We start from the raw sequence: 16,738 nt of genomic DNA on the forward strand, positions 1-16,738 counted from the left end.
ATTACCTCGAACTCTCCCACCTCTGGCAGCAGAAACTCGCCAAGGCGACCGACGAGCTGCCGCTGCCGGATTATTGATGGAGATTCAGCCGAACCGTCCTGTCACATAGTTGCGCGTACGCATCAGGCGGGGCGTCGAGAACAGCGACGCGGTGGGCGCGAATTCGACCAGTTTTCCCATGAACATGAAGCCGGTATAGTCGGCGATCCGCGCGGCCTGCTGAAGGTTGTGGGTCACGATCACGATCGTGAAATCCTTCTTCAGCTGGAGCAGCGTGTCTTCCAGCTTGGCGGTCGAGACCGGGTCGAGGGCGGAGGCCGGTTCGTCGAGCAGCAGGATTTCGGGTTCGACGGCGATGCCGCGCGCGACGCACAGCCGCTGCTGCTGACCGCCGGACAAGCCCAGGCCGGAGCTTCCCAGCTTGTGCTCCACTTCGTCCCACAGCGCGGCGCGACGCAGCGCGCGCTCGACGATCGCGTCCAGCTCCGCCTTCGGCTTGCTCGCGTGCAGCCGCACGCCGAACGCGACATTGTCGTAGATCGACATCGGGAAGGGCGTCGGCTTCTGGAACACCATGCCGACGCGCGCGCGCAGGTCGGCGGCGTTGGTGCGGCGGTCGAGAACGTCCTCGCCTTCCAACAGGATCTGCCCTTCGGCGCGCTGTCCGGGATACAGTTCGTAGATGCGGTTCATCGCGCGCAGCAACGTCGACTTGCCGCAACCCGACGGTCCGATCAGCGCAGTGATCCGGTTGCGCGGGATGCCGAGATCGACGCCGTGCAGCGCCTGCGTCTTGCCGTAGTAAAAGTCGAGCCCGCGCGTTTCCAGGGCAAGCGTGTCCTGCGGCTGATGCTCGAGATGCGGCGGCTCGTCCAGTTCGGGATCGGCCAGACTCATTTGTGCGAAACCTCCCGGGCGAGCAGGCGCCCGACAATGTTGATGGTCAGCACCGTGCCCGCGATCAGCAGCGCGCCGGTCCAGGCCAGCTGCCGCCAGTCGTCGAAGGCACTCAGTGCGAACTGGAAGATGGTGGTCGGCAGCGCCGCCATCGGCTGGGTCGGATCGAGGTTCAGATACTGGTTGCCGAGCGAGGTGAAGAGCAGCGGTGCGGTCTCGCCGCTGATCCGGGCGAAGGCGAGCAGGCCGCCGGTGACGAGACCCGCCCTGGCACCACGCCAGACGATCGTGCGAATGACCCTGGCGCGGCCGGCACCCAGCGCCATCCCCGCCTCGCGCAGCGCGCCCGGCTGCAGCGTCAAAATGTCTTCGGTCGTCCGCACCACGACGGGAGTCGCGAGGAACGCCAGTGCCACCGCACCCGCATAGGCCGAAAAGCCCTGGAACGGCGCGACCATCAGCTCGTAGACGAACAGGCCGACAAGGATCGACGGCGCCGACAGCAGCACGTCGTTCAGGAACCGGACCGCATGCGCATAGCGGCTCTGCCCGCCATATTCGCTGAGCCAGGTACCGGCGAGGATGCCGACGACCAGCGCGATGACCATGCCCAGCGCGCACATGATCAGCGATCCGACGATCGCGTTGCGAAGACCGCCCGGCGAGCCCGGCGCCGGCTGGTCCTGGGTGAAGATCGCGCCGGACAATCCACCGAACCCCTGGCTGACCAGCGACCACAGGATCAGGGCCAGCGCCGCGAGCGCGACAAGCGTCGCGAGCGCTGTCGCGCCAACGAACGCTGCATTGGCGGCACGGCGGCGGGCGGAGCGCGCGCTCATCTCTTGTCGCCCGCCAGCAGCACGCGCGCGACCGCCAGCACCGCAAAGGTGATGACGAACAGCACCAGCCCCAGCGCGATCAGCGAGGCGGTATGCAGCTCGCCGGTCGCTTCGGTGAACTCGTTGGCGATGGTCGATGCGATCGTCGAGCCGGCGCCGAACAGCGAATGCGGCAGGCCATGGGCGTTGCCGATGATGAAGGTGACGGCCATCGTTTCGCCCAGCGCGCGGCCGAGGCCCAGCATCACCACGCCGACGACGCCGCGTCGCACATAGGGAACGATCACCCTCGCGACCGCTTCGAACGAAGTGCTGCCAAGGCCGAACGCGGCTTCGCGCACCTGCGCCGGGACGGACAGGAACAGCTCGCGGAACACGGCGGCCATGTAGGGCAGGATCATTACCGCCAGAATCACCGAGGCAGTGAAGATGTTGGCGCCGCTCGCCCCGCCGACATGCGCGGCGAACCAGGGCGCGAACACGAACAGTCCCCACATGCCGTAGACGATCGATGGAATCCCGGCGAGCAACTCCACCGCGACGGCGATCGGCTGCGCCAGCCGCTTCGGACAGAATTCGGTCAGGAACACCGCGACGCCCATCGCCAGCGGCAGCGCGAACAGCAGCGCCAGGAATCCGGTGACAAGCGTCCCGACGATCGGACCCGCGGCCCCATAGAAGTCGGTGACCGGGTTCCATTCGGCCGTGACGAAAAAGCGCCAGCCGAACGCCTTGAACGCCGGCCAGCCGCCGATCGCGAGCGAGATCACCAAGCCGGCCAGCGCCGCCAGCAGCAAGGTCGCAGCCCCGAAGCAGGCGGCGCGGAACAGATACTCGTCCCAGCGCATCGCCTGCCTCGCGATCGCCCGTTCCGTGCGCAGGTTCGCCGCGCTTACGCGCATCGCATGCGTGGCCATTTCGCGAACCTATTTCGCCGGCCAGACCGGCTTGCCGCCGGCGGTGATCTCGCTGGCCCATTGCTTGCGGACCAGGTCTTTCACGGCGGCGGGGAGCGGCACGTAGTCGAGCTTCGCGGCGGCCGCGTCGCCATTGGCGTAGGCCCAGTCGAAGAACTTCAGCACCGCCTGTGCGGTCGTCGCGCCCTGTTGCTGCTTGTGGAGCAGGATGAAAGTCGCGCCTGTGATTGGCCAGGCGCCGGCGCCGGGCTGGTCGAGCAGCAGCAGATAGTTGCCGGGCGCGTTCGCCCAGTCCGCGCCTGCCGCCGCCGCGCCGAAACTCGCGGCATCCGGCGCGACGAAGCTGCCGGCCTTGTTCTTCATCAGCGCAAAGCTGGTCCCGTTCTGGCTGGCATAGGCATATTCGACATAGCCGATCGAGCCCGCCGTCTGCTTCACGAAGGCGGCGACGCCGTCATTGCCCTTGCCGGCAAGGCCGGTCGGCCAGGCGATCGAATCGCTCGCGCCCGCCTTCTGCGCCCATTCCGGGCTCTGGCCCGACAGATAGGTCGTGAACAGGAAAGTCGTGCCCGAACCGTCCGAACGGTGGACGACGGTGATCGGCCTGGCCGGAAGCGGAATGCCCGGATTGATCGAAGCGATCGCCGGGTCGTTCCAGCTCTTGACCTTGCCCAGATAGATGTCGGCAAGCAGCGGGCCGGTCAGCTTCAGCTGCCCCGGCTTCAGCCCCTCGACATTCAGGATCGGCACCACGCCGCCGATCACGGTCGGGAACTGATACAGCCCCGCCTTTTGCAGCTCGTCCGGCTTCAGCGGCTTGTCGGTCGCGCCGAAATCGACGGTGCCTGCCTTGATCTGCTTGATGCCGCCGCCGGAGCCGATCGCCTGGTAATTGAGGCCGACCTTGGTCGCCTGGCGATAGCCTTCCGACCATTTCTGATAGATCGAGGCAGGGAACGTCGCGCCCGCCCCCGAAATCGCCCGCGTGTCGCCGCCCGAACCGCCACAGCCCGCCAGCAATGTCATCGCGGCTGCCACACCCAAAATCCTGTTCATCGATACGTCCCTGCTGAAAGAGCAGATCGGCCCGTATGACGATCATGTGACTCTGGTGTGACAGTCGATCAGGCGTCGAGCACCGCGCGGAGCTTGCGGGCAAGCTGCTCGATCGTGAACGGCTTGGGAATGAAGAACACGTCGCTGTCGACGACGCCGTTATGGACGACTGCGTTGCGGGTATAGCCGGTGGTGTAGAGCACCGGCAGCTCGGGCCGCAATGCACGCGCCTTGTCGGCAAGCTGACGCCCGTTGATGTCCGGCATCACCACGTCGGTGAACAGCAGCCGGATATCGTCGCGCGCGCGGACATGGCCGAGCGCCTCCTCGCCGCCTCCGGCTTCGATCACCTCGTAGCCGAGCTCCTGCAGCGCATCGACCGACATGCGGCGGACCTGATCCTCGTCCTCGACCACCAGGATCAGCTCGCCGGGCCGGCCGCGCGGAAGATCGACCGCGGCTTGCGAGGCGGCAGCGACTTCGGCGGCGCCGAAATAGCGCGGCAGGTAGATCTTCACCGCGGTGCCCTGCCCGACTTCGGAGTAGATCTTCACATGGCCGCCCGACTGGCGGACGAAGCCATAGACCTGCGCGAGCCCCAGGCCGGTGCCCTTGCCGACCGACTTGGTCGTGAAGAACGGCTCGAACGCGCGCTCGATCACGTCCTGCGGCATGCCCGGGCCATTGTCGCTGATCACGATCGTCGAATACTGGCCGGATGCGACGCCCGAATGGCGCGCGGCATAATCGTCGTCGAGATGGCAATTGAGCGTCTCGATCGTCAGCCGGCCCTTGCCGTCCATCGCGTCGCGGGCATTGACGCAGAGATTGAGGATGGCGTTCTCGAGCTGGCCGGGATCGGCGTGGGTGCGCCACAGCCCGCCGGCAAGCACGGTCTCGATCACGATGCCTTCGCCAAGCGTGCGGCGCAGCAGCTCGGACATGTTGGCGACCATCTGGTTCGGATCGATCGGCTGCGGCTGGAGCGGCGAGCGCCGCGCGAAGGCGAGCAGCCGCTTGGTCAGCGCCGCGGCGCGGTTCGCCCCTTCCAGCGCATGCGCGATCGCGGTGCGCGCCCGTTCGGGGCTGGTCGAGAAGCGGCGCTCGGCGATGTCGAGGCTGCCGATCACGATCGCCAGCATGTTATTAAAGTCGTGCGCGATGCCGCCGGTCAGCTGGCCGATCGATTCCATTTTCTGGACCTGGCGGAGCTCGTTTTCCGCCTTTTCGCGCTGCGCCATCTGCTGGATCAGTTCCTCGTTAGTATCCTGCAGCTCGCGGTTGGCGCGGCGCAGCGCGGCCTGCGACAGCCCAAGGATCAGGACGACGAGCGCCGCCATCACGGCGAGGATCGCGATCAGCGCATAGCGGCTTAGACGTCGGGACAGGGGCTCCAGCTGGCTGACCAGATAGGCAGTGCCGATCTTGCGGCCGCCGCTGACGATATCGGCGGCCCCGACCGAGTAATTGCCGCTCGGCGGACTACGCGGGAGCACCCTCGGCATCGCGTAGTTCTCCATTGCGATGCCGGCCATCAGCTGCCGGTCAGACGTATAAACCCCGACGCCTCGCGTGGCGGGGTCGACGCGGAACGGCGCCAGCGCCTCGCGCACGGCCTCTGTGTCGCCGAAATCGACGGCCGCGGTGACGCTGGCGGCGAGGATGCCAGCCCGCACCTGAACGCGCTGCTGCTGCTGGAAACGATAGTCGCTGTCCGCCTGCGTCACGACCAACAGGCCGAACAGCAGCAGGATGCCTGCCAGAACCGAGCCCGCGGCGCGGGGCAGGCGCTGCCAGCGCTCCTTCACCGGCCGCGCGCCCGCACGCCCAGGGCCAGCGCCAGCAGCTTTGACGAAATGTCCAGCCGGCTTTGTGCCGCCTCCCGGTCGTCGATGTAAAAGCGCACCCGGTTCTGCGCGATCTGGAAATGGATCATGCCGCGTGCATTGCTCTCCCGGCTGTCGGTCACAGTCAAGACGGGCGCGGAACGAAGCGCGGCGAGAGCGCCCGCCACGGATTGACGGGACGAGCCGGCCAGATACGCGATCGAGCAGCCGGATCCGCGATCGACGCTGTCGAGCTTGCGCACGACCAAGGGGCGCCCGTCGATCTGCTGGCCGGCGACGGCGCGGTCGAGCGCATTGCCGAGCGCGTCGTTACCGACAGCGCAGATCACGATCGGTCCGCCGGCGTCCGGCCAAGTCACATAGGCGCCGAATTTGGCCAGGAAGGCAGCCTTGATCGCCGTCTCGCTTGCGCTCTGGGCGTGCGAGATCGCAGGCGCAAGCAGCGCGACCGGCAGCAGCCAGGAGGCGAGCCGCAGCCTCAAAATCCGAACCGCGCGCCCAGATAGACGATACGGGGAATCAGCTGGCCGCGATTGACGTCTTCGCTCTCCGGCCGCTCGTCATGGAACAGATTGCTGCCCGCGACATACAGTTCGACCGCCGGCGAAACGCGCCAGCCGAGCCGCGCATCGGCGTCGGTATAGGCGGGAACCTTGGGATTGGGTCGGCTGCCGTAGCGCCGTATCTGCACGTCGAGAGCCAGTGACGGCGTAAAGTCGAACCGGGAGCCTAGCTGCACATGGTAGTCCGGATCGTTGCCGAGCGACACGAAATTACCGGCATCGATCTCGCCTGGCTTCAGGTGGAAGCTCTTGTGGAGCGTGGAAATGCCCGCGCTGAGCCGCCACCAGTCAGTCAGCTGGGCGGTACCCCACGCTTCGACCCCCCAGGTGTGGCCCTTGATGCCATTCGCCAGCCGGAACGGAATTACCGTGACGGGCGTCGTCTTGGTCGACCGAAGGTCATTATAGAGATTGTAGAAAGCGGCGACCGACAGCGACAGGTTCCGCGTCGGCTGACCACGATAACCGGCCTCAAGCGCCGTCAACTTCTCCGCCTGGAACATGCCGCCTTCGAGAAAAGACAGGCCACTGGCCGGATCGATGGCGGTAAGGTCGCGATCGATCCGCGACGGCTCGCGCAAAGCACGCGCTGCCGATGCGTAGAGCAAGTGGTCGGGCGTCGGCTGCCATGCGAGGCGCACGCTCGGCAGCAACTCTGCACCGGTAAAAGTCGTCTTCTCGACCTTCAGGCCCGCGGTCACCGCCACGCCGCCGCCCAAATCGATCCTGTCCTGCGCGAAGGCGTTGTAGATCCATAGCGTCTTCGACTGCGGCACCAGCTGAAACTGATTGGCATTGTTGACGAATTTGTCGTCGATCATGCGCGCGCCGGCGCCGATCACGATCGAATGGACGCCATCGGTGCGGTTGTGCTGAACCGACAGGTCGCTCATCTCGAGCCGGTCGAACACCAATGAAAACTGACGGGCAAAGCGGCTGTAATAGCCCTGGATCTCCGTCTGCGCCCCGTCGTCATGGGTGTGCGTCCAGCGGCCAAGAATGTTCTGGCCGTCATCGCCGTCTTCGGGACCGTTGTCGTAATAGTGCTTGAAGACGTCGCCCTGTAGCGTGAACTGGTCGGAGCCGCCGCCGAAATCTGACCGGAACCCGGTCTGCCAGCCTTCGCCTCCGTCGGCGATCACACGTCCTTGCGACGAGGGGAAGCCCTGCCGGTTCCAGCCTTCGGCATAGACACGGATCGCGCCGTTCGCGCCGATCGGGGCGCCGTAGCGGATCAGCCCGGTCTGCTCGCGGTTGCCCGCCGTCCCGCGCGCCAGCACGCCGATCGTGTCCCGCGCATCCTTGGTGGTGATGTTGATGACGCCGTTGACTGCATTGGCGCCGTACAGTGTGCCGCCGGGGCCGCTGATCACCTCGATGCGGTCGATATCCTCCAGCGGCGTGTCGAACAGGTCCCAGAACACGCTGTCCGCGAGCGTCGAATAGATGCTGCGACCGTCGATCTGGACGAGCAGCTTGTTGGCGGTCTCATAGCCCTGGAAGCCGCGCGCGGTGACGGCATATTGCCGGGCATCGACGCGCTGGACGTCGAGATTGGGCGCGAGCCGCAGCACTTCGGGCAGCGACGTCGCCCCCTGGCGCAAGATGTCCTGATTGGTGATGACGTAGAGCGCGGCCGGCGCCCCGCTCAGCGGCTCCTCGCGCTTGCCGGCCGAGGTGACCGTCAGGTGCGTCAGCTCCTCGATCGAATAATTCTGCAGGTCGGCCTGATCGGGCGCCGCCGCGGCAGCGGTTAGCGCGAAACCGGCCAAAATGGGCCAAGCCAATGGTATTGCTCCCCTTTCTGCGCCCAGCCATTGAAGCAGCTTCGGCGCCCGTCAAGCGCTAACTTACCGGAATGAAAACTGAATGAGCCCCCACCCCGCGCCGTAACGCCGCAGAAACGAACACGTTCCTCTGTATCAGCTCAGCAATGAGACCAGACCGTACGTCACCGCCGCGATGATTGCGGCGCACGGCAGCGTTATGAACCAGGCGATGACGATGTTGCCGGCGACGTTCCAGCGTACCGCCGACAGCCGGCGCGAGGCGCCGACGCCGACGATCGCGCCGGTGATGGTGTGGGTGGTCGAGACGGGAATGCCGCCCATCGTCGCCATGAACAGCGTGATCGCGCCGCCCGTTTCGGCGCAGAAGCCCTGCGGCGGCGTCAGCCGGGTGATCTTCGATCCCATCGTGTGGACGATCCGCCAGCCGCCGAACAGCGTGCCGAGCGCCATCGCCGCCTGGCAGGAGAGGACGACCCACAGAGGCACGCTGAACTCGCCGCCCAACAGTCCCTGCGAATAGAGCAGCACCGCGATGATCCCCATCGTCTTCTGCGCATCGTTGCCGCCATGCCCCAACGAGTAGAGCGCGGCCGAGACGAGCTGCAGGCGGCGATAGCGGCGGTCTACTCCCATCGGCGTCAGGCGGATGCTCGTCCAGGCGACGATCAGCACGATGATCAGCGCCAGCATCAGCCCGACCGCGGGCGACACGAAGATCGCCGCCACCGTCTTGATTACGCCCGACCAGACGATCGCGCTGAGACCCGTCTTGGCGAGACCGGCGCCGATCAGCCCGCCGATCAGCGCATGGCTGCTGCTCGACGGTATGCCCAGCCCCCAGGTGATCAGGTTCCAGGATATGGCGCCGGTCAGCGCAGCGAAGATCACCGCGGCGTCGACCACGTTGGCGTCGATGATCCCCTTGCCCACCGTGTTGGCGACGTGGAGGCCGAAGAACAGGAAGGCGATGAAGTTGAAGAATGCCGCCCAAATGACGGCATAATGCGGCTTGAGGACGCGCGTCGAAACGACGGTCGCGATCGAATTGGCGGCGTCGTGCAGGCCGTTCAGGAAATCGAACGCCAGCGCGACCCCGATCAGCGCGACCAGCAGCGGAAAAGCGATGGTCATGCGGCCTCAGGCGTGATCGATCACGAGACCCTGGATCTCGTTCGCCACGTCCTCGAATTTATCGACGATCCGTTCAAGGTGGGAATAGATCTCCTTGCAGACGATGAACGCCATCGGATCTTCCCTGCATGCCTTGAACAGCGCCTTCAGGCCCTGGTCGTGGATATGATCGGCATGGCCCTCGATCTGGATCAGCCGTCCGGTCAGCTCGTGCAGCCGGCCGGCATTCTTCCCCAAGGACCGCAGCAGCGGCACCGCTTCGGCGACGATCCGCGCGGCCTCGACGATGATCCCGGCCATGTCGCGCATATGCGGCTCGAACGTCGTGACGCCGTAAAGGCTGATCACGTTGGCAGTCTGGTTCATCTGGTCGATCGCATCGTCCATCACGCCGATCAGATCCGTGATGGCACTGCGGTCGAACGGCGTGACGAACACGCGCCGCACGTCCTGCAGGACGTCGCGGGTGATGTCGTCCGCTTCATGCTCGCGCCGCACGATCTCCTCGATCAGCTCGGGGATCGCCCCTTCGCCGTGCAGCAGCCGCGCCAGCGCGTCGGCGCCGCCGACAAGGGTCTGCGCATGCGCCTCGAACAATTCGAAGAACCGTCCCTGCGCCGGCATCAATTTGTGAAACCATCCCAGCACCGGAAGGCGCCTCCTAACCTGTGTCTGCAGTGCCGGCAGGACCCGGCTCGCGAGGCCTGATGGCGCAGGCGGCGCGCGGAATCCAGCGATGAGTCGCTTGAGCTCCGGTTCGTCCACAGCCGCGGCGGCCTCGGCGAGGGAGAACCAGCGCCTCGTCCGCTCGGCGCGCTCGGGCCAATCGTCGAGTTCCTCGACCACCGCCAGCGGATAGAGCGTGGCCCCGACCTGCTTCGACAGCCGTGCGCGCCTGGTCTTCCAATACATGAACACGCCCAGCGCCGTCGGGCACGGAATGCCGCGCACCCCCGCTTCCTCGAACGCCTCCACGGCGGCCGCTTCATGCCCTGACAGCCCGCGCATCGGATTGCCCTTGGGCACGACCCAGCGGCCGGTATCGCGCGAGGTGATCAGCAGAACCTCGGCAGCTCCGTCGTCCGCTATGCGATAAGGAAGGGCAGCAATTTGCTGAATGGCGCGGCTCCGTCGTGCGAAGCGGCCAATACGACTCTTTTGTGACGACGTTCAACAGCGGGCGATCAGCCCTCGGCCGTCTCCGACAGGATCATCGCGCCGAAGCGCCAGCCGAGCACCCAGCGCACTTCTGCGCGGACGTGCCCGCGCCCGGGAATCCGCACCTCGACAATCGAGCCGAGCCGTACTTTTTCCTCGCATTCGGCCATGAAGCCGCCTTCGGACATGTTCGCGACGCGGCCCATCAGCTCGCGGCCGCAATCGTCCTCGACCACGACCTCGACGTCGCACTCCCAGCGGGGCGCCCTGCGGACATAGCGGACAGCATTGGCGGCCGACATCGCGGATTCTCCGGAACTAGAAGTGGAAGGACACGCCGCCCGAAAAGGCCCAGGGGTCGAGCTTGGTCTTGCCCTCGACGGGCAGGCCCTGGAACGTGCCATATGCCTTGGGCCGGAGGAACGCCTTCTTCGCATCGGCGAAGATGCCCCAGCGGTCGTTGACCATGAACTCCGCGCCGGCCTCGAAGGCCGGGCCGAGATCGTTGTCGACCTTCAGGTTCTGGAACGCGCCGTCCTTGGTGTCGAACACGATCATGTAGCTGAGGCCGGCGCCGATATACGGGCGGATACGGCCGCTGCGCGTCGGATGATATTGCAGCGTCAGCATGGTCGGGCCGTAGGTGACTTCGCCCAGCTTCGGCAGCGCGCCGATCGAGCCCGCGCCGAACACGTCGATCGACGGCGGCAGGCCCAGCGTCGCGTTGATTGCGATGTTCGGGGTCAGGAAACGCCCGATCTGGACCGAGACCGTGTGGTGCTCGAAGGTCGACATGCCCGCGCCCGGATATGGCGCGCCGGCGACCGACAGGTCGAGCTTGTCGGCGAGGCTGAGATTCGTGAGACCCGCCTTCAGGACCCATTTCGTCTCGTCGGTTGCGATCGGCTGGCTCGAAGCGCCACCTGCCGCGCCGAAGCGAGCGGTCAGGCCGACCTGGATCGTCAGCGGATCGAGCTCCGCCTTCGCATCGACGTCGGCGAAGGTGGTGAATGTCGCGTCGAGCGGGAGCTTGCCGCTGGCCTTGGTGTCGTAGAAAGCCTTGCGCACTTCAGCAAACACGCCCCAGCGATCGGAGATCGCCACATCGACGCCCGCCTGGACATAGGGTCCGCTGGCGTTCTTGATGTCCAGACCGACGGCCAGCGCGTCGCGCTCCTGCGTCGTGAAATGGCGCACAAAGCCGCCGCCGACATAGGGCGAAACCTGGCCGTTGAACGGGTGCAGGCTGGCGCCGACCGTCACCATCGTGAATTCGTCGTCGCCCAGATTGGGCGTGCCGGCGAGCGAGCCGGCCGGGATGTTGTTGGTGGTCGCCGGCGTCGAAATCGACGCCTCCAGCGCAACATGATCCATGACGTAATAGCCGCCGGTCAGCACGCCGTGAAAGGTGTCGCGGGTCTTGTAGTCGGCCGCCGGGTCGACGACGCCGTTGGTCTTGATCGTGCCCTTGTCGACCAGCTTGGTACGCGCTGCGCCGACACGGACGAACGCCTCGCCCTTTTCCTGCGCCAGCGCCGGTGCCGATGCGATCAGACCAGCCAGACAAGCTCCAGCCAGCGCGACGACCCGATACTTCATCTTACGAAATCCTTTCGCCAGCGGAATTAGCTGGACGGGGTAAAAATGCTGTAAAGCCTAAGCGGCGAGCGGCCCGCGCCGGCGCTCGGCCGGAGCTTCGGGACGCTGCGCTTCCGGTTCGACGAAATGCGTCGGCAGCGGGCGGTCCCGGTCGAGCGTCCCGAGCGACGTCGTCCCTTCCTCGAGCGCGCGCAGATCCTCGGCGGCGTCGGCGGCGGCGGTCGCCAGCCGGTGGACCGCATCGACGATGTCGTGCTGGCTGTGACGCGCCATGACCTGCAGCCGGAACCGCGCCTGGCCCTTGGGGACCGCCGGGAACTCGACCAGGTTGGCGAGCATGCCGAGCGACGGCAGGCGGCGGCTGGTCAGCCGTGCGAGCGCCTCGCTGCCCATCTTCACGCAGACGATCGCCGACGGGTCGCCATAGGTTTCGAGGCCGCAGCCGTTCAGCAGGCTGCGAAGCATCAGGATATTGTCCATCAGCTTGCGGCGGAGCGCCGCGCCTTCGTCCGACGAGACGATGTCGAAGGCCTTGCCGACGATCGCGGCGTTGGCCGGCGACATCGCGTTCGAGAAGGTGTTGGGCGAGCTGTAGTAGCGCAGATATTCCTTCACGCTCCGCCCGCGCGAAGCGACGAAGCCGCCATTCGACGCGAAGGTCTTGGAGAAGCTGCCCATCACCACGTCGACCTTGCCGAGCATGTCCTGCATCTCGATGAAGCCGCGGCCGGTCGGGCCGAGGTTGCCGAGATCGTGGGCCACATCGACGACCAGCGTCGCGCCGAATTCATATGCGAGCTGCTGCAGCTCGGCGATGTCCGGCGTGTCCGAATCCATCGAGAACAGGCTTTCGGTGACGAGCAGGATGCCGTTTTCGGTGTCGGACGCGCGGATCTTCGCCAGCTTCTGGCGGACACCTTCGACCTGGTTGTGCCGGAACAGGTGGATATTGCGTGTCGCGGCCTGCGCGCCTTCCTGAAGGCAGGCGTGGCTGAGCGCGTCCATCACGATATGGTCGTTCGGGCGCACCAGCCCCTTGATCACGCCGAAGCCGGCGGCCCAGCCGGTGGGGAACAGCGCGACATGCTGATAGCCCAGGAACGCGCCGATCTTCCGCTCTAGCGCGATCGACAGCGACGTGTTGCCGACCAAGGCGGGAGACCCGGCGCTGTGCACGCCGAACTCGCGCATCGTCTCGATCGCGACTTCCAGGATCGCTGGATGCGAAGACAGGCTCAGATAATCCTGGCTTGCGAAGTTCACGCCTTCGAACAGCGAACCTTCGTCGGTGCGCGCGGTGCAGCGGCTGTGTGCGCCGAGCTCGGTCGAGCGGCCCAGCGGCCACACGCCGGCGGCACGGCGCGCCTGCTGCCAGTCGTAAAAGGCGTCCACGCGCGCGAGCAGGTCGGAGCCGGGCAGGTAACGGAAGTCGCGCATACTGCCATCGAGCGCCCCGAACACAGGCGCGTTGCCGTTACCGTTCATTTCTTTGGCCCCATGAATAGAAAGCGAAAATCACGCTTAACGGCCGATTCGTAATGATCGCCGACCAGGAATGGTTAGCGCGCGTGTAACTCTATCTTGCGGATCAGGTCCGGCAGCGAGACCGGCTTGGTCTCGAAGTCGACGCAGCCGACCTCGACGCTCTTCAGCCGGTCGCTTTCGAGTGCGTGCGCGGTGAGCGCGATCACCGGAATGTTCTGGGTACGATCGTCGCCGCGCAGCGCGAGCGTCGCTTCCCAGCCGTCCATGTCGCCCAGGGCCACGTCCATCAGGATGATGTCCGGCTGGCCGGCGATCGCCATTTCGATGCCCTGCGGACCGTCGACCGCGCATTCGACTGCATAGCCGTTCCGCTCAAGGCGGCGGCGCAGCATGTCGCGGTTGAGCTCATTGTCTTCGACGATCAGGATTTTGGTCATGTCTGGGCTCTTGTCGGTCACGCGGCGAGCGGCTGCTGATTGGGGACGCTGTGCTCCGGAAGCGTGAGCACGGTTGCCGGGCGGCCGTTGTCGAGCGTCGTGGACGCGATCGTCCCGCCCAGCAGCTCGGCGAATTTATAGGCCAGCGCGATCTCGATCCCGGTCCCGCCATATTTGGTGGGCGAGGTATCGTCGCCATGCTCGAACATTTCGCGAATGATCACGATCGGCCGCGCGACCCCTTCTTCGGTCATGTCGACGAAAGTGAACCGGATCGAATTGTCCGGTCCGCCCTCGCACCCGAGCGCCAGCCTGCCCTTGCCGTCCTGGCTGGCGATGCCGCTGACCAGATGCCGCACGGCGGAACCCGTCGCGGTCCAGTCCAGCAGCACCGATCGGTTCAACCCGTCGCCGCCAGCAACCTCGACCTGATAGCCGCCGATCGACGGGGCGAGATCGTCGAGCCAGGCGCCGAGATGGTCGGCACATGATCCCAGCGTAGCATGGATCGGCATCTTGCCGGCTTCGATGCGCGAATAGGAAAGAATATCGTCGATAAGCCGCAACAGGTCGGAGCCCGCCTTGTGGACGTGGCTCAGGTCCTTGACGGTGGCTTCGTCATTCTCGTCGTCGGCCTCTTCGAGCAGCAGCTGGCTGTAGCCGATGATCGCGTTCAGCGGCGTGCGCAGCTCATGGCTCATGCCCGCGACGAAGTCCGCCTTGGCCGTGCTCGCCTGGTTGGCGGCCGCCGTCAGGTTGCGCAGATTGTCGGAGGTGGAGACGAGCGAGTTCAGCTCGCGCGTGAACTCGCGCTGCTCATGGAACATCTTGGCGAAATAGAGCGACATCATCGCGAAATAGATCGCCACGCTCGCCATCGAGATCATGCCGATCACCTGGAAGTCCTTGAGCTCGACCGCCGGCATCGGCTCGCCGCTGAAGCAGCGCGCCAGGAACATGCCCGAGCTGCCGAAGATCTGGACCAGCAGCAGGTTTCGCACCCATCCGACCGGCGGCAGATACAGAAAGGCCAGCAGCGGAAAGATCAGCAGCCAGGGCAGAAACGGCGAGCTGACGCCGCCATAGCTGTAGCAGGCCCAGAGCACGCAGAAGATCAGGTTCTGCACCGACAGGAAAGCGAGCAGCTGGTAACGCCCGGTCGCCCTCAGAGCGAACGGATAAGCCCAGAACGCAAGGATCGACAGGAAGAAGACGACCGCCCGGTAATCGCGCGAGATGCCGGTGACGACCAGATACAACGGAATCGTGTTGCCGAGGATCGGGCCGAACACATGGCTCAGCATGAACATGCGCGCGCGGCGGTGCGCTTCGGTGTTCACCCGCATTTCCGGCGGGATGAAATGATCGAGCAAGCCGCTGAGGCTGAAGGCCGGTAGCCTTGGTTTCGCCAATTGCATTGCCTTGCGCCTGTTCCGATCGAGCCGGCGACATCCCCTCAGAAAAGAAGGTCAATCGCCCATTCGGCATCCGATTAGGGCGAACCCCTTAAATGCGCGTTAAGCGCGTCATTCGCTGTTTCTTAAGCATCGCGCTCTATCGCAGGCCCGATCCTCAGGGGCCCCAGATGCATAAGCCGATCTACCGCATCATTGACTGGTTCATCCCGGCGGCGATGCTGGAAAGCGATTCCGATCGCTTGATGGCGCGCACGTTCGTGATGCTGCACCTGGCGGGCCCGCTGATGGGCCACAGCGTCACATTCTTCCTGGCCCGCACCGCGGCCGGAGCGACCTGGCAATTCTGGGTGACCGAGGGGATGGTCGCCGGCTTTTTCGGCATCCCATTCCTGCTGCGCGCGAGCGGGAGCATGCGGCTGCCGGCAATGACCAGCGTGCAGATGCTGGTCGGGCTGAGCCTGTTCGGCTCGTTCTCCTTCGGCGGGATCAGCTCGCCGCTGCTGCCCTGGTTCCTGATCGCGATGGTGCTGGGCTTTTTCTATCTGTCGGAATCGATCAAGCTGGTGCTGACCGGCATCGCGCTGCAGCTCGGCCTCTTCATGGCGACCCGCTTCTTCTACGGCCAATTCCCGACGCTGCTGCCGGCGGAAGACCTGCAGATGGCGAACACCTTCTCGATCCTCGCCGCGCTGACCTACATGACGATCCTGGCGCTGTTCTACGAAACGGTGATGCGGATCAGCCTCAGCCTGGAACAGGAGACGATCGACCAGCGCGGCAAGCTCGAACTCGTGCGCGAGGCGATGGAAGCGGCCGAGCTCGCCAGCAAGCGCAAGTCGATCTTCCTCGCCAAGATGAGCCACGAGCTGCGCACGCCGCTGAACGCCGTGATCGGCTATGCCGAGATGCTGCGGGAGAATTTCCAGGATCAGGCGGACGCCAGCCGCAAGATGCAGGACCTGGACCGCATCCATGCCGCCGGCCGCCACCTGCTCGCGCTCGTCAACAATGTGCTCGACCTGTCGTCGATCGAGGCGAACCGGCTGGAGCTGATGACCGAGCCGGTCAATGTTACGTCGCTGATCAACGAAGTGATCGCGACCGCCTCCCCGCTCGTCACCAAGCGCGACAATCGCATGATCGTGAACATGCCCGAGGATCTGGGCACGATCGAGCTCGACGCGCTGAAGGTCCGGCAGTCGCTGCTCAATCTGCTCAGCAACGCCGCCAAGTTCACGACCAAGGGCACGATCATGCTGACCGTGCTGCGCCGCACGACCGGCGGCCGCGACTTTCTGTCGCTGGACGTGACCGACAATGGCATCGGCATGAGCGAGGAAGGATTGCGCCGCATCTTCGAGGATTTCAGCCAGGCCGAGAACGACACCGTCAGCAAGTTCGGCGGCACCGGCCTCGGCCTCGCGCTGACCAAGCGCTTCTGCCAGATGATGGCCGGCACCATCGACGTGCGCTCGGAGCGCGGCGTCGGCACCAGCTTCACCATCCAGATCCCGATCGTCGTGTCGCGGCACGACGCCGAAACCACGCCGCCAGCCAAGCCCGGCATGGCGGGAAAGGCGGCGTGATGCCGCAGAACATAA

General features: G+C 65.5%; 15 protein-coding genes. 1 reads left to right on the top strand and 14 read right to left on the bottom strand.

Annotated features, from left to right (window positions below; genetic code table 11):
* Nucleotides 1–84: 84 nt before the first annotated feature.
* The 14 genes from pstB to VFT73_RS14550 all read right to left on the bottom strand — a co-directional run bounded on the left by pstB (nt 85) and on the right by VFT73_RS14550 (nt 15,137).
* A complete protein-coding gene (gene pstB, locus VFT73_RS14485; protein WP_326412678.1) occupies nt 85–897 on the bottom strand; it encodes a phosphate ABC transporter ATP-binding protein PstB in 813 nt (270 codons plus the stop codon).
* Nucleotides 894–1,736 carry a phosphate ABC transporter permease PstA gene (gene pstA, locus VFT73_RS14490; RefSeq protein ID WP_326412680.1) on the bottom strand — a complete coding sequence of 281 codons (843 nt, stop codon included), beginning with the start codon at nt 1,734–1,736 and terminating at the stop codon, nt 894–896. The genes pstB and pstA overlap by 4 nt, the downstream gene beginning before the upstream one ends.
* On the bottom strand, nt 1,733–2,653 hold the full coding sequence (pstC, locus tag VFT73_RS14495; RefSeq protein WP_326412682.1) for a phosphate ABC transporter permease subunit PstC: 921 nt from the start codon (nt 2,651–2,653) through the stop codon (nt 1,733–1,735). The genes pstA and pstC overlap by 4 nt, the downstream gene beginning before the upstream one ends.
* A gap of 9 nt (nt 2,654–2,662) precedes the next feature.
* A complete protein-coding gene (gene pstS / locus VFT73_RS14500) occupies nt 2,663–3,709 on the bottom strand; it encodes a phosphate ABC transporter substrate-binding protein PstS (RefSeq protein ID WP_326412684.1) in 1,047 nt (348 codons plus the stop codon).
* A 68-nt stretch (nt 3,710–3,777) separates the two neighbouring features.
* Nucleotides 3,778–5,517: an ATP-binding protein gene (locus tag VFT73_RS14505; RefSeq protein WP_326412686.1), complete on the bottom strand. Its 1,740-nt coding sequence runs from the start codon at nt 5,515–5,517 to the stop codon at nt 3,778–3,780.
* A complete protein-coding gene (locus VFT73_RS14510; protein ID WP_326412688.1) occupies nt 5,514–6,038 on the bottom strand; it encodes a YfiR family protein in 525 nt (174 codons plus the stop codon). The genes VFT73_RS14505 and VFT73_RS14510 overlap by 4 nt, the downstream gene beginning before the upstream one ends.
* Entirely contained in the window at nt 6,035–7,906 is a 1,872-nt protein-coding gene (locus tag VFT73_RS14515; RefSeq protein WP_326412690.1) for a TonB-dependent receptor, read from the bottom strand. Before VFT73_RS14515 ends, VFT73_RS14510 begins: the two co-directional genes overlap by 4 nt.
* A gap of 135 nt (nt 7,907–8,041) precedes the next feature.
* Nucleotides 8,042–9,040: an inorganic phosphate transporter gene (locus VFT73_RS14520; protein ID WP_326412692.1), complete on the bottom strand. Its 999-nt coding sequence runs from the start codon at nt 9,038–9,040 to the stop codon at nt 8,042–8,044.
* A 6-nt stretch (nt 9,041–9,046) separates the two neighbouring features.
* Nucleotides 9,047–10,159: a DUF47 family protein gene (locus VFT73_RS14525; RefSeq protein ID WP_326412825.1), complete on the bottom strand. Its 1,113-nt coding sequence runs from the start codon at nt 10,157–10,159 to the stop codon at nt 9,047–9,049.
* 65 nt (nt 10,160–10,224) lie between these two features.
* Nucleotides 10,225–10,500 (bottom strand): PilZ domain-containing protein, encoded by a 276-nt coding sequence (locus VFT73_RS14530; RefSeq protein WP_326412694.1) that lies wholly within the window; start codon nt 10,498–10,500, stop codon nt 10,225–10,227.
* 16 nt (nt 10,501–10,516) lie between these two features.
* On the bottom strand, nt 10,517–11,797 hold the full coding sequence (locus VFT73_RS14535) for an OmpW/AlkL family protein (protein ID WP_326412696.1): 1,281 nt from the start codon (nt 11,795–11,797) through the stop codon (nt 10,517–10,519).
* A 57-nt stretch (nt 11,798–11,854) separates the two neighbouring features.
* Entirely contained in the window at nt 11,855–13,282 is a 1,428-nt protein-coding gene (locus tag VFT73_RS14540; RefSeq protein ID WP_326412698.1) for an aminotransferase class I/II-fold pyridoxal phosphate-dependent enzyme, read from the bottom strand.
* A gap of 74 nt (nt 13,283–13,356) precedes the next feature.
* Entirely contained in the window at nt 13,357–13,719 is a 363-nt protein-coding gene (locus VFT73_RS14545) for a response regulator (RefSeq protein ID WP_326412700.1), read from the bottom strand.
* Nucleotides 13,720–13,736: 17 nt separating this feature from the next.
* Complete coding sequence (locus VFT73_RS14550) at nt 13,737–15,137, bottom strand: HAMP domain-containing sensor histidine kinase (protein ID WP_326412702.1); 1,401 nt, start codon at nt 15,135–15,137, stop codon at nt 13,737–13,739.
* Nucleotides 15,138–15,304: 167 nt separating this feature from the next.
* On the opposite strand from VFT73_RS14550, the gene VFT73_RS14555 reads away from it, so the two are divergent.
* On the top strand, nt 15,305–16,723 hold the full coding sequence (locus tag VFT73_RS14555; RefSeq protein ID WP_326412704.1) for a sensor histidine kinase: 1,419 nt from the start codon (nt 15,305–15,307) through the stop codon (nt 16,721–16,723).
* Nucleotides 16,724–16,738 lie beyond the last annotated feature (15 nt).

It is taken from the genome of Sphingomonas sp. (assembly GCF_035758555.1).
Lineage (GTDB): Bacteria > Pseudomonadota > Alphaproteobacteria > Sphingomonadales > Sphingomonadaceae > Sphingomonas_B.

Bases quoted from the DNA above. Each gene is read 5' to 3' on its own strand.
- pstA (WP_326412680.1), bottom strand. From the start codon at position 1,736: ATGAGCGCGCGCTCCGCCCGCCGCCGTGCCGCCAATGCAGCGTTCGTT.
- pstC (WP_326412682.1), bottom strand. From the start codon at position 2,653: ATGGCCACGCATGCGATGCGCGTAAGCGCGGCGAACCTGCGCACGGAA.
- pstB (WP_326412678.1), bottom strand. From the start codon at position 897: ATGAGTCTGGCCGATCCCGAACTGGACGAGCCGCCGCATCTCGAGCAT.
- VFT73_RS14550 (WP_326412702.1), bottom strand. From the start codon at position 15,137: ATGCAATTGGCGAAACCAAGGCTACCGGCCTTCAGCCTCAGCGGCTTG.
- VFT73_RS14520 (WP_326412692.1), bottom strand. From the start codon at position 9,040: ATGACCATCGCTTTTCCGCTGCTGGTCGCGCTGATCGGGGTCGCGCTG.
- VFT73_RS14535 (WP_326412696.1), bottom strand. From the start codon at position 11,797: ATGAAGTATCGGGTCGTCGCGCTGGCTGGAGCTTGTCTGGCTGGTCTG.
- pstS (WP_326412684.1), bottom strand. From the start codon at position 3,709: ATGAACAGGATTTTGGGTGTGGCAGCCGCGATGACATTGCTGGCGGGC.
- VFT73_RS14530 (WP_326412694.1), bottom strand. From the start codon at position 10,500: ATGTCGGCCGCCAATGCTGTCCGCTATGTCCGCAGGGCGCCCCGCTGG.
- VFT73_RS14555 (WP_326412704.1), top strand. From the start codon at position 15,305: ATGCATAAGCCGATCTACCGCATCATTGACTGGTTCATCCCGGCGGCG.
- VFT73_RS14540 (WP_326412698.1), bottom strand. From the start codon at position 13,282: ATGAACGGTAACGGCAACGCGCCTGTGTTCGGGGCGCTCGATGGCAGT.
- VFT73_RS14545 (WP_326412700.1), bottom strand. From the start codon at position 13,719: ATGACCAAAATCCTGATCGTCGAAGACAATGAGCTCAACCGCGACATG.